The sequence below is a fragment of the Microbacterium sp. NPDC087665 genome, assembly GCF_044743285.1.
Lineage (GTDB): Bacteria > Actinomycetota > Actinomycetes > Actinomycetales > Microbacteriaceae > Microbacterium.
Genome location: NZ_JBIUWD010000006.1, coordinates 63,161 through 75,962, shown reverse-complemented (window position 1 = coordinate 75,962; position 12,802 = coordinate 63,161). Strand labels below are relative to the sequence as shown.

Here is a 12,802-nt window from a genome sequence, read left to right as displayed (position 1 = left end):
GTATCCTCGAAGAATGACTTCTTCCGCCGCAGACCTGCTCGAACTCGACATCACGGGGATCGCGCATGGCGGCACCTTCATCGCCCGGCACGAGGGACGCGTCGTGTTCGTGTCCGATGCGATCCCGGGCGAGCGCGTCCGCGCGCGTCTGATCGCACCGCAGAGCGGGGCGGACGCCGAGACACGCAGCTTCTGGCGCGCGGAGACGGTCGAGGTGCTCGACGCCTCGCCCCACCGCCGCCCGCACCTCTGGGCCGAGGCCGATGTCTCCCGCGACCCTGCCGATCGCCCGGGTGGTGCCGACCTCGGCCACATCGACCTCGCGCACCAGCGCACGCTCAAGCGTCAGGTGCTGTCCGAAGCGCTCGACCGCTTCGCCGGCGAGGGCATCGAGGCTCCCGAGATCGAGGCCGTCGACTCCGGAGACGGCAGCGGATGGCGCACCCGCGTGACCCTCCACGTCGACGACGACGGCCAGGTGGGGCCCTTCGCGGCGCGCAGCCACCGCGTCGTCCCCGTGACCTCGCACCCGCTCGCGCGCCCCGCCGTGGCTGCGGCGGCGCTCGCCCTGAGCGACGAGGCCCCCGGTCGTATCGAACTCGTCGAGGCGGCCGATGGGAAGGTGCGCGTCATCCGACGCACCGAGACCGAGCGCCCCGCCCACGTCCAGCGCGGCTTCCGCAAGCGTCCGACGCCGGAGGTGATCGAGGAGATCGTCAACGATCGCCGCTTCCAGGTCGATGCGACCGGATTCTGGCAGGTGCACCCGCGGGCGGCGGCGGTCCTCGACGCCGCGGTGTACGGCATCCTCGACGGGCACGTCGACGATGGTGCGACGCACTTCGACCTCTACGGCGGGGTCGGGCTGTTCGCTGCGACTCTCGCCGACCTCGGCGGCACCGACATCGTGACCGTCGAATCGAGCCCCCGCGCGACGCGGCACGCGGCCGCGAACCTCGCCCCGCTCGCGGTGAACGCGGTGACGGCGCGCGTCGACAAGTTCCTCGCGTCCCGCACCGGCTCGTCGCGCACAGGGGCCGTGGTGCTCGATCCTCCCCGCGCCGGTGCCGGTCGGCAGGTCGTCGAGGCCGTGCACGCCCTGTCGCCGGAAGCGATCGCGTACGTCGCCTGCGATCCCGTCGCCCTCGCCCGCGACCTCGGGACCTTCCGCGGGCTCGGCTGGAACGTCGATCGGATCCGTGGCTTCGATCTCTTCCCGCACTCGCATCACTTCGAGGTCGTGGCGCTGCTCACGCGCTGACTAGGCTGTGGGCATGAGCACGGTCGCCCTCATCGATGATCACGAATCCGTCCGCCTGGGACTCGAGGCGGCGTGTGCTCGTGATGCCCAGACCGTGGTGTTCTCCGGCAGCACGGTCATCTCGTACATCGAGTGGCGCGCGGCCTCCGGCGCAGCGCCCGCCGACGTCGTCGTCCTCGACCTGACCCTGGGCGACGGAACCACCGTCACCGAGAACGTCACCTCGCTCGTCGCCGACGGCGCGAGCGTGGTCATCCACAGCGTCGCCGATCGTCCCGCCGCCGTGCGCGAGGCGCTCGCCGCGGGAGCCGCCGGCGTCGTGAGCAAGTCCTCGGCGCTCGATGACGTGCTCGACGCGATCCGCACGGTTGCGCAGGGCGAGGCGCTCAACAACGTCGAGTGGGCGAGCGCCGTCGACGGCGACCGCGCGTTCGCCGACGCGCAACTGTCGACCCGTGAACGCGAGGTGCTGCGCCTGTATGCCGCGGGCCTGCCCCTGAAGGCCGTGGCCGAGCGCCTCGGCGTCGCCTACTCCACCGCCAAGGAGAACATCACCCGTATCCGGGTGAAGTACGTCGAAGTGGGGCGCCCGGCACCGACGAAGGTCGACCTGCTGCGGCGCGCGATGGAAGACGGCATCGTGGAGCAAGACGGGGCACCGAGTGCCCGCTGAGTCGCTCAGCATCCGTGAGGCGTGGAATCTGATTCCCTCGCCGGGTTCCACGGAGACCGAGTTCGAGCGCTTCACGGGCAAGCGCATGGAGCGGATCCTCGCGATCGTCGTCGCGATCGGGTCGGCGGTGCTCGGGGTGCAGGCGCTGTTCTTCGCGATCCCCTCGATGGCGGATGCGAACATCGGGCATGCCATCATCGTGGGCGCCGTGTACGTCCCCTTCGCGGCGATGCTCGTGTGCTGCCTGATCGGCCGAGGAGTGCGTGCGGCGTCGGGCGTCTTCGCCGTCGTGTATGTGCTCGCGCTCGCCGTGTGGCCGAACGTCGTCACGATCGGCGATGGCCTCGCGGCCGAGCAGCCGTGGATCTTCTACTTCGTGAACGTGGGTGTCGTCGCGGCGATGCTCGCCTTCCCGGTGCGGGTGCAGTACGCCTGGGCGGTGGCGGTGCCCTTCGTCTACGGCTACGTGCGGCTCGTGCAGGGGGAGTTCTCGCGGGACTTCTGGGTGAGGACCGCATTCGACGTCTCGTTCACGCTGATCCTCGGTATCGTCATCATCTCGTTGGGATGGATGTTCCGTTCCGTCGCCTCGGGGGTCGACGACGCGCGCGGGCACGCGGTGGCCTCGTACGCGGCCGCCGCGGCCGCGGCCGCGGCGGAAGAGGAGCGCGTGGCGATGTCGGCGCTCATGCACGACAGTGTGCTCGCGGCGCTCATCGCCGCCGAGCGGGCCGAGAGCGACCGCGCGAAGGAACTCGCCGTGGCCATGGCGCGCGAAGCGCTGACCCGTCTGGCGAACACCGAGGCCGCCGTCGCCCAGGAGGGCAGCGACGAGCCCGTCGGTCTCACGCAGATCGTCACGGAGCTGCGCCGCGCGCTCTCCGAGCTCGGCGTCGACGCGATCGTCGAAGAGCGCGGGGTGCCGGGAATGATCCCCGGTCGCGTCGCCCGTGCCCTCGTGCTGGCCTCCCGCCAGGCCATCGGCAACGCGGTCACGCACGCCGGTGGGCGAGGGCTGCACGTCGTCGCCGAGTGCGCCGACGATGACGGCATCCAGGTGACCGTCAGCGACTCGGGCACCGGATTCGACCTGGAGGCCATCGGTGCCGATCGCCTCGGCATCCGCGCGTCGATCCTCGCGCGCATGGCCGGTGTCGCCGGCACCGCGCACATCGACTCGAATCCGCGAGGAACCATCGTGACTCTGAGTTGGAGTCCCGCATGAACCGGACCGTGCGCAGTGTCGCGACGTCGCTCGCCATCGGGTTCTCGATGTACTTCGCCGCGCGGGCGGTCTGGTGGATCGTGCAACCCACCGCGCCGCTGCTCATGGTGCTCGCCATCGCGCTCTATCTGGTCGTCGTCAACCTCGCCATCCTCGGTTCGCCGTTGACGGTGAAGCTGCCGCTGTGGACGTCGATGCTCGCGCTCGTCGCCAGCGTTCTGATCCCGGTTGCCGTGACGTTCTCGCTCGCCGAGAGTGCGCGGACACAGCCCTTCGCCACCTGGTACATCGGTGGGCTCGGGCTGCTCAGCGTGATTCTCATCGTGCGGCGTCGTTTCGTGACCGCCTGGCTGATGCTTCTTCTGCTGGTGGTCACGTCGTCGGCGTTCCTCGGCTTTCTCGAGGCACTCCTCAATTTCGGCCTCGTCGGTTCGATCATGTGGGTCTTCGTCGCCCACCTGCTGGTGATGTTCTGGGACAAGGCGGTGCGCGACACCGAGCGTCTCGCCGAGATCCAGCAGGCCGTCTCCGCCTGGCACGCCACACAGCTCGTGCGGCAGCGGGAGCGACGTCTGCGCACGCAGTTCGCCCTCGCGGTGGCGGGCCCCCTGCTCAGCCGCACGGTGGCCGCGCGCGGATCGCTCACCGAGGACGAGCGCCTGGATGCCCGGCTCGCCGAAGGGCGCCTGCGCGATGAACTGCGCGGCGCGGATCTGCTCAACGACGCGGTGCGAGACGCCATCGAGGCGGCGCGACGCCGGGGAGCGGTCGTGACCGTGTTCGACGAGGGCGGACTCGACGGCGTCGATGAGCTGCGGCGCATCGAGATCAGGGACGAGCTCGCCGCCGTGCTGGCGCAGGCGCATGCGGGGCGGCTGATCATCCGCTCGGCGAAGGATGAGCGGACGGCCGTCACGGTCGTCGGACGCGTGGGTTCCGGCTCATCGCGCGACGATGACTCCGTCGACGTCTGGCACGAGATCCCCCGCATCGCCCACGAAGGCTGAGGCAGTCCCCTCCTCGACTCCGGCCGGGGGAGAGGGCCAGAGTCGAAGTGAGAATGGGCGAGGGGCGGCGAAGCCGCCTGCCCCTCGCCATGCGACCCAGTTACCCGAAAACTGGCCGCCGGTGGCTGATCAGCGTCTGTCTACCCTGGGACAGAGAGACCAGCCGAACGCGAAGCGTCCCCCTAAGTCTCCTGCGTCCGTGCGCGGCTGTCTGTAGGTATTTTGGGGGACACGATCGCCGGGCGGATGCGGGAGTATTGAGGCATGGGAACGCGCCGTGGAACCAATCTTCCCCGAATGGGCGACTTCAATCAGTCGGTCATCCTCGAGGCGATCCGGCAGTCCGCGGCCGGCTTGAGCCGCATCGAGCTCGCCGAGGCCATCGGCCTGTCGCCCCAGACGGTGACGAACATCACCCGGCGTCTCCTCGACGAGGGACTCATCGCCGAGGCCGGACGCAGCAGCATCACCGGTCCGGGCAAACCGCGCACGGTTCTGGGTCTGGTCCCGCAGAGCCGCTACTCCGTCGGCGTCCACCTCGATCCGGCGGTCGTCACGGTCGTGCTCCTCGATCTCTCGGGAACGGTCGTCGCGCGACGGACGGCGCCCATCGCGGCCCAGGACCCTCACCGCATCGTCGACACGATGGCGGAATCGATCCGCGCGGTCATCGGCGCGGCGGGCATCGAGACCGATCGCATCGCGGGTGTCGGCATCGCCGCGCCCGGGCCTCTCGACGCCGAACGCGGCACCGTCATCGATCCGCCCATGCTGCCGGGCTGGACGCGCGTGCCGTTGCGCGAGCTGCTCGCGGAGGCGACAGGCCTGTCCGTCGTGCTCGAGAAGGACACGACCGCGGGCGCGGTGGGAGAGCTGTGGACGCGGCGGGGGCCGGCGGACGACTCCTTCGTCTTCCTGTATCTCGGCACGGGGCTCGGTGCCGCGCTCGCGCGCGACGGCGACGTCGTGCGCGGACGTACGCGAAATCTGGGCGAGATCGGTCACGTCGTCGTGGATTCGGAGGGACCGCCCTGCGTCTGCGGCCTGCGCGGCTGTGTCGCGGTGATGTGCACGCCCCGGGTGATCGTCGATGAGGCGTTGCGCGAGGGAGTCCTCGCGCAGGAGGAGGATGCCCGCCCGTCCGAGAATCGATTCGCCGAGCTGTGCGACGTCGCCAGGACGGGCGATGCGGCGGCGCAGGCGCTGTTGCGGCGGGCAGCACGCCGGACGGCGGTGCTGATCGCCACGCTCACGAACATGCTCGATGTCGACCGGGTCGTGATGGGCGGACCGTTCTGGGCATCCGTCTCCGACTTCTATCTCGCGGAGATCCCTGCGCACATCGATCGGTTGAGCGCGACGCGCGCGCTGCGCTCGATCCCCGTCGACGGAACGGTGGTCGGAGCGGATGCCGGGGCGGTTGGGGCCGCCTGCGTGGTTCTGGACTCCGCGCTCACTCCGCGGGCATCGGTTCTGCTGCTGAGCACGTAGGCGCCTCCGCGAGCCGATTGCGCGGAGGCGGTCGGCGGAGGAGGGGCGGAATATATCCAATCGATGTAGTATCTGATCTCGACCCCCTTCATCGTCGATCGGATGAGCGCCATGCACGACAACTCCGCCCTCGTCGAGGCGCGTATCCACCGCTTCGTCCACGAGCGCCTCCAGCCCGCGCTCTACGGCTCCGCGACCGCACTCCACCTCGAGGCGTGGGCGGTTCCCGGGGAGCCGGTGCCCTTCGCCGAAGCCAGCCGACAGCGGTTCACCCCCTTCTCAGTGGGGATGCCATGGGGGCGGGCCTGGAGCACGCTGTGGCTCCGTGTGACCGGGACGATCCCCGAGGTCGCTGACGGCCACCGTGCCGAGCTGGTGTTCGACCTCGGGTTCAACACCGCGCAGCCGGGGTTCCAGGCCGAGGGAACCGTCTACCGGCCCGACGGGTCGATCGTGAAGGCCGTCGAACCCCGCAACGCCTACGTCCCCCTCGACGGCGCCGCGGGCGAGTCGATCGAGCTCTACCTCGAAGCGGCGGCGAACCCCGATGTGGCCGAGGGGTTCCGGACCTTCCACCCGACACCGCTCGGCGAGTGGGGCACCGCCGGAGACGAGCCGCTCTACGAGCTTCGTCGTGCCGACATCGGTGTGCTCGATCTGACGGTCTGGGAGCTGCTCCAGGACATCGCCGTGCTGCAGAGCCTGCGGGTCGAACTGCCCGCATCCTCCTCTCGTCGGGCCGAGATCCTCCGCGCCCTCGAGCGCGCGGTCGACGCGACCGATCCCGACGACGTCGCGGGAACCGCCGCCGATGCGCGTGCGGAGCTCGCCGGAGTGCTCGCCGCCCCGGCCTCGGCCTCCGCCCACCGCGCGCACGCGGTGGGGCACGCGCACATCGACTCGGCGTGGCTGTGGCCGGTGCGCGAGACGCAGCGCAAGGTCGCGCGGACGTTCTCGAACGTTCTCTCGCTCCTGTCGCACGACGACGACTTCGCGTTCGCGGCATCGTCGGCGCAGCAGTACGCCTGGATGAAGACGTATCAGCCCGAACTGTTCGAGCGCCTGCGCGCCGCCGTCGCCGCGGGTCGTTTCCACCCCGCCGGCGGGATGTGGGTGGAGTCCGACACGAACATGCCCGGTGGGGAGGCCCTCGCCCGCCAGTTCGTCCGTGGCAAGCGGTTCTTCCTGGAGGAGTTCGGCATCGAGCCCCTCGACGTGTGGCTGCCCGACTCGTTCGGCTATTCGGCCGCACTCCCGCAGATCGCGCGCGCCGCCGGATCGCGGTGGATGCTCACGCAGAAGATGTCGTGGAACGAGACCAACACGATGCCGCACCACACGTTCGCGTGGGAGGGCGTCGACGGCACCCGCATCTTCACCCACTTCCCTCCGGTCGACACCTACAACTCCGAGCTGTCGGGACAGGACCTCGCCCGTGCGGAGCGTCAGTATGCGGAGAAGGGCGTCGCGAACACCTCGCTCGTGCCCTTCGGCTTCGGCGACGGCGGGGGCGGTCCGACCAGGGAGATGCTGGCGGCTGCCGCCCGGCTGCGTTCGCTGGAAGGCTCGTCGACGGTGACGCTGTCGAACCCGCGCCGCTTCTTCGAGGCGGCGGAGGCCGAGTACCCGAACCCGCCGGTGTGGTCGGGGGAGATGTACCTCGAGTTCCACCGCGGCACCTACACCTCGCAGGCGCGCACCAAGCAGGGCAACAGGCGCAGCGAGCATGCGCTGCGCGAGGCGGAGCTGTGGGCCACGGCGGCGGCGCTGCGCGGAGCCGACTACCCGTACGACGAGCTCGACACGGCGTGGGAGACGGTTCTGCTGCAGCAGTTCCACGACATCCTGCCGGGCAGCTCGATCGGGTGGGTGCACCGTGAGGCCGAGCGCCGCTACGCCGAGGTGCTCGCAGACACCGAGCGTCTGATCGCCGACGCCCTCGCCGTGGTCGCCGGCGAGGGAGACACAGCTCTTGTCGCGAATGCGAGTCCGTATGCCGTGGGCGGCGCATCCGGACTCGCGATCGACGCCGTTCCTCCGGAGCAAAGCGCCGCGAGCGTGACGCGCAACGGCGAGGGGTACGTTCTCGAGAACACGCATCTCCGCGTCACGATCGATGGCGCGGGGACGATCTCATCGCTCGTCGTCCGAGCGACGGGGCGGGAGACGATCGCGGCCGGTGAGCGCGGGAACCTGCTGCAGCTGCACCGAGACACCCCGACCCAGTGGGACGCCTGGGACATCGATGAGCACTACCGACGTCACGGCGTGGATGTGACCGGGGTGGTGTCGCTCGACGTGGTGCCGCACCCGTCCGCGGCAGCGGTGCGCGTGGTCCGCGAGATCGGGGAGTCGCGGATCACGCAGACCCTCACGCTCGCCGCCGAGGCGCGAGCGCTCGACATCGAGACGACGGTCGACTGGCACGAGCGCCAGAAGCTGCTCAAGCTCGCCTTCCCGCTCGACGTGCACAGCGACCGCGCGGCATCCGAGATCCAGTTCGGGCACGTGCATCGAGCTACGCACTCGAACACCTCGTGGGACGCGGCACGGTTCGAGACCGTCGCGCACCGGTGGGTGCACGTCGACGAGCCCGGCTTCGGCGTCGCCATCGCCAACGACGCGACGTACGGCCACGACATGACCCGCGCTCCGCGGGCCGGCGGAGGCACCCAGACCACGGTGCGGCTCTCGCTGCTGCGCGCTCCGCTGTTCCCCGACCCCGAAGCCGATCAGGGCGAGCATACGTTCCGCGTGAGCATCCGCCCCGGTGCGACGATTGCGGATGCCGTGCGCGAGGGCTATCGACTGAATCTGCCCCTGCGCCGGATCACCGGCGCCGGACCGATCGCGCCCGTGTTCGCGGTGTCCTCCGACGCCGTCGTGATCGAGGCGGTCAAACTCGCCGAAGATCGCAGCGGCGACGTCATCGTCCGCCTGTACGAGGCGCACGGCGGAAGGGCCGCGGCGACGCTGACCCCGTCGTTCTCGTTCACGTCCGTCGTGGAGACGGATCTGCTCGAACGCGAGATCGAGAAAGCGGCCGTGACCGACGTGTCGGAGGCGGTCGCCCTCGAGCTGCGACCGTTCCAGTTGGTCACGCTGCGCTTCACCCGCTGACAGTGGCGGCGGGAGAGCCGGCGTCAGCCCGAGAACCGACCCCAGGGGATGTCGCGGCGCAGGGGCGCGCGCAGCGAGCGCTGCGTGCGGGTCCACGCCGAGACGCGAGGCTCTTCGGCCACCGCATCCGACGACTCCTGCGCGTAGGCATCGCTGACCACCGCGATGAGAGCGGCCAGCTCCTCTTCGGTGGCCGTGCCGCGCGTGATCTCGATCGCGGGGGACTCGTCGTGCGTCTCGCTCACAGCGGGATGTTCCCGTGCTTCTTCGGAGGCAGATCGGCGCGCTTGCCGCGGAGTGCGCGGAGCGACTTCGCGATCGAGACGCGGGTGTTCGCCGGCTCGATGATGCCGTCGAGCTCGCCGCGCTCCGCCGCGAGGAACGGCGAAGCCACGTCATACGTGTACTCGTTGGCGAGGCGCGTGCGCACGGCGGCGACGTCTTCTCCGGCCTCTTCGGCCTTCTTGATCTCGCCGCGGTAGAGGATGTTGACGGCGCCCTGCCCGCCCATCACCGCGATCTCCGCGGTCGGCCAGGCGAGGTTCACGTCGGCGCCGAGCTGCTTGGATCCCATGACGATGTACGCACCGCCGTAGGCCTTGCGCAGGATGACGGTGACCAGCGGAACGGTCGCCTCGGCGTACGCATAGAGGAGCTTCGCGCCGCGGCGGATGACGCCTTCCCATTCCTGGTCGGTGCCGGGCAGGTAGCCGGGCACATCGACGAGCGTGACGATCGGGATCGAGAAGGCGTCGCAGAAGCGCACGAAGCGGCTGGCCTTCTCGCCGGCCTGGATGTTCAGGGTGCCCGCCATCTGAGAGGGCTGGTTGGCGATGATGCCGACCGAGCGTCCCTCGATGCGACCGAAGCCGATCACGATGTTCGGCGCGAACAGCGGCTGCACCTCCAGGAAGTCGCCCTCATCGACGACGTGCTCGATGACCGTCTTGATGTCGTACGGCTGGTTGGCGGAGTCCGGGATGATCGTGTTCAGCGTGCGATCGGCATCCGTCGTCTCGAACTCGAACACGCCCTCGTAGGACGGCAGCTCGGCCATGTTGTTGTCGGGGAGGAAGCCCAGGAGTGTGCGCGCGTAGTCGAGCGCGTCGTCTTCGTCCTCGGCCAGGTAGTGCGCCACACCGGAGCGGGTGTTGTGCGTGTACGCACCGCCGAGCTCCTCCATGCCGACGTCTTCGCCCGTGACGGTCTTGATGACGTCGGGACCCGTGACGAACATCTGGCTGGTCTTGTCGACCATAATGACGAAGTCGGTGAGAGCGGGGGAGTACACCGCGCCGCCGGCCGCAGGGCCCATGATGATCGAGATCTGCGGGATCACGCCGGATGCCCGCGTGTTCAGGCGGAAGATCTCGCCGTACTTGCCGAGCGCGACGACGCCCTCCTGGATGCGGGCGCCTCCGGAGTCGAGGATGCCGATGCAGGGCATTCCACCCGCCAGGGCGAACTCCATGACCTTGATGATCTTCTCGCCGGCGACCTCGCCCAGCGAGCCGCCGAACGTCGAGAAGTCCTGCGAGTACACGGCGACGGTGCGGCCGTGGATCGTACCGACACCGGTCACCACCGAATCCCCGTAGGGGCGCGAGCGGTCCATGCCGAAGGCCGTCGTGCGGTGGCGCACGTACTCGTCGAACTCGACGAAGCTCCCCGGATCGACGAGCAGCTCGATGCGCTCACGGGCGGTCATCTTGCCCTTGGCGTGCTGCTTCTCCTTCGCCTTCGCTTCTGCGTCGACGACGGCTTCGGTGTAGCGAGCGCGAAGATCCGCGATCTTGCCGGCGGTGGTAAAGAGGTCGGGCTTGTCCGTCACGGATTCAACCCTAGCGTCGGGGCGGCCCGGTCTGTTGGATGCTCGCCACAACGGGTCGGCCGATCCTTTGGTGACCTGCTTCCCCCACCCGGTCAGCGGGAGTCTGCATCGGAGCCGGTCGTCACCGACAGATCGTGGTCGCCGAGAGCATCGTCGCCGGCTTCGATCTCTGCGGTTCCGGTCGCGCGACCACGTCGCGTGGTCAGCTCTCCGACCTTGCGCCCCGCCCAGCCGACTCCTCGCGCCGCCGTTCCCGCCGCCCCGGCCACGGCCGTTCCGGCGAAACGTGCACCGCGCAGCATCCGCATCTCGAGCTTCTCGGCACCGGGAACAGGCTCGAGTTCGAAGGGAAGATCGATCGGTGCCGCGCCGAATGCGCGGTGCGAGGTGGTCAGCACCCGGCGCCCGAGGATGTGGTTGCCCGCCCCGCCGACCGCCGCGCCCACGCCGAACGGCAGGGCCTTGCCCAGGAAGGAGGCACTGCCGCGGGCGGCGAACTGCTTCACGAACATGCTCTTGAGCTGATCGACGAGGGGTCCGACGGCTGCGCGGGGGAGCGACTTCGTCACGAGCTCGCCCCAGTACGTCGAACGGCTGCCGCCCTTGCCCGCCACCTGTCCCGCGAGCTGGCCGACGAGGTCGACGCCCTCCTTGCCGAGCATGAGGGTCATGACGAGCGCCCTGGCGCGGTCGGGGTTCGCGACGGCGATGCCGTGCACCTCGGCGACCGACTGGGCGAACAGAGCCGTCGATTCCACGAAGCCGACCGTCTCGACGCCCGAGAGGGCGAGCGTGATACCGGTGCCGATGCCCGGGACGACAGCCGTGGCGCCCACGGCTGCGCCGCCCGTCGTGACGGCGGCGAGGTAGCGACGCTCGAGGATGCGGATGATCTCGGTCGGGGTCGCCTGCGGGTTGCGCAGGCGGATGCTGCGGATGTGCGCGAGCACCAGCGGCCGTTGGATGGACAGCACGCGGTCGAGACCGCGCACCATCATCGGATGCTCCGGCGAGCCGACCGGAGGAACCGCGCTGTCCCAGGGGGCGTCGTCGGGGAGGGAATGGATCTTGTGCACTTTGCGCGCCATCTCCCGATCCTAGGGATGGATGCCGCGAAAACGCCGGGAGCCGCACCCTCGAAAGGGTGCGGCTCCCGGTCGGAAGTGCAGTCGATCAGACGAAGAGGTTCGCCCGCTCGAGGTCTTCGGCGAAGTCGACCTCGACGGCGTAGAGGTCGGAGACGTCCATCGGCTCGAGGAGCAGGCCGTCTTCGGCGACGGTGAGTTCGAGACCGCGCTCGAAGTAGTCCTGGTCTTCGACGCGCTGAAGCTGACGCATGAACGCCTTCTTCTGCGTCGACGAGATGTAGTTGATGCCGACCGCTTCGCCGAGGCCGCCCTTGACGGTCTTGGAGAGCTCCTTGATGAAGCCCTCGGCGGTCACCGTGTACTTCACCTCTTCATCGCTCACCTTCGAAGTGTTGACGGTGACGAACGACTGGTCGCGCTCGATGTAGGCGGCGGCACGACCGAGGATCATCGGGTCGAACACCACATCGCCGTTCATCCAGAGGACACCGCCCTTGCCCGTCGCGCCGAGGGCGCGCAGGAGGCTCTTGGAGGTGTTCGTCTCGTCGTAGCGCTCGTTGTGCACGTAGTTGACCGAGGGGAACGCTTCGATGATGGTCTCGGCGCGGTAGCCGACCACGGTGGTGATGCGGGCGTCGGTTCCGAACGCGGCGCGGATGTTGTCGTGCTGCTGGCCCATGATGGTGCGGCCGTCGCTCAGCTCGGTGAGCGGCTTGGGCAGCGAACGGCCCAGGCGCGAGCCCATGCCCGCGGCGAGAATGACGGTTTGAAGAGTCACGAGTGCTCCTAAGAAAGGTGTGTTCATGGCCGGTTCACCGGCCGGACACTTCTTCGTGCCGGGTTCATGCTAGCGAGAGACCCTGGGAACGACGGGGTCCGATCGGCCCCGTTGCCGTTTTGTGACCGAGTCCACACCGAACACCCAGGGTCGAGATCCCGCTGCCGCGGTCTGGAATTGATCGAACGAATGTTGCGTCGGGGCCTCGGGATGTCAGGCACCGTTGATACCTTAGGACGGTGACTGCCTCCCCTGACGACCGCCCAGAGAATGTGGACGACTCCACGACCGTACCAAAGGCGACGCCGGCGAAGCGGACGACTTCTGC

General features: G+C 69.3%; 10 protein-coding genes. 6 read left to right on the top strand and 4 right to left on the bottom strand.

Annotated elements, in window-relative coordinates; genetic code table 11:
- The first annotated feature begins 13 nt into the window (after nucleotides 1–13).
- The 6 genes from ACIOSY_RS14420 to ACIOSY_RS14395 all read left to right on the top strand — a co-directional run bounded on the left by ACIOSY_RS14420 (nucleotide 14) and on the right by ACIOSY_RS14395 (nucleotide 8,777).
- Entirely contained in the window at nucleotides 14–1,261 is a 1,248-nt protein-coding gene (locus tag ACIOSY_RS14420) for a class I SAM-dependent RNA methyltransferase (protein ID WP_400854440.1), read from the top strand.
- 13 nt (nucleotides 1,262–1,274) lie between these two features.
- Nucleotides 1,275–1,934: a response regulator gene (locus ACIOSY_RS14415; protein ID WP_400854438.1), complete on the top strand. Its 660-nt coding sequence runs from the start codon at nucleotides 1,275–1,277 to the stop codon at nucleotides 1,932–1,934.
- Entirely contained in the window at nucleotides 1,924–3,159 is a 1,236-nt protein-coding gene (locus ACIOSY_RS14410) for a sensor histidine kinase (protein WP_400854436.1), read from the top strand. Before ACIOSY_RS14415 ends, ACIOSY_RS14410 begins: the two co-directional genes overlap by 11 nt.
- Entirely contained in the window at nucleotides 3,156–4,166 is a 1,011-nt protein-coding gene (locus ACIOSY_RS14405; protein ID WP_400854434.1) for a hypothetical protein, read from the top strand. Before ACIOSY_RS14410 ends, ACIOSY_RS14405 begins: the two co-directional genes overlap by 4 nt.
- Nucleotides 4,167–4,463: 297 nt before the next feature.
- The gene (locus ACIOSY_RS14400) at nucleotides 4,464–5,657 is read left to right on the top strand and encodes an ROK family transcriptional regulator (RefSeq protein WP_400854432.1); all 1,194 of its coding nucleotides are present in this window, start codon (nucleotides 4,464–4,466) and stop codon (nucleotides 5,655–5,657) included.
- 111 nt (nucleotides 5,658–5,768) lie between these two features.
- Nucleotides 5,769–8,777 (top strand): alpha-mannosidase, encoded by a 3,009-nt coding sequence (locus ACIOSY_RS14395; RefSeq protein WP_400854650.1) that lies wholly within the window; start codon nucleotides 5,769–5,771, stop codon nucleotides 8,775–8,777.
- A gap of 23 nt (nucleotides 8,778–8,800) precedes the next feature.
- Here the strand turns inward: ACIOSY_RS14395 and ACIOSY_RS14390 are convergent, their stop codons facing one another.
- The 4 genes from ACIOSY_RS14390 to ACIOSY_RS14375 all read right to left on the bottom strand — a co-directional run bounded on the left by ACIOSY_RS14390 (nucleotide 8,801) and on the right by ACIOSY_RS14375 (nucleotide 12,474).
- Nucleotides 8,801–9,022, bottom strand: a complete 222-nt coding sequence (locus ACIOSY_RS14390; protein ID WP_400854430.1) for an acyl-CoA carboxylase subunit epsilon — start codon at nucleotides 9,020–9,022, stop codon at nucleotides 8,801–8,803.
- Nucleotides 9,019–10,608, bottom strand: a complete 1,590-nt coding sequence (locus ACIOSY_RS14385) for an acyl-CoA carboxylase subunit beta (RefSeq protein WP_400854428.1) — start codon at nucleotides 10,606–10,608, stop codon at nucleotides 9,019–9,021. The genes ACIOSY_RS14390 and ACIOSY_RS14385 overlap by 4 nt, the downstream gene beginning before the upstream one ends.
- Nucleotides 10,609–10,700: 92 nt before the next feature.
- A complete protein-coding gene (locus tag ACIOSY_RS14380; protein ID WP_400854426.1) occupies nucleotides 10,701–11,696 on the bottom strand; it encodes a hypothetical protein in 996 nt (331 codons plus the stop codon).
- 85 nt (nucleotides 11,697–11,781) lie between these two features.
- Nucleotides 11,782–12,474 carry an NTP transferase domain-containing protein gene (locus tag ACIOSY_RS14375; RefSeq protein WP_400854424.1) on the bottom strand — a complete coding sequence of 231 codons (693 nt, stop codon included), beginning with the start codon at nucleotides 12,472–12,474 and terminating at the stop codon, nucleotides 11,782–11,784.
- Nucleotides 12,475–12,802 lie beyond the last annotated feature (328 nt).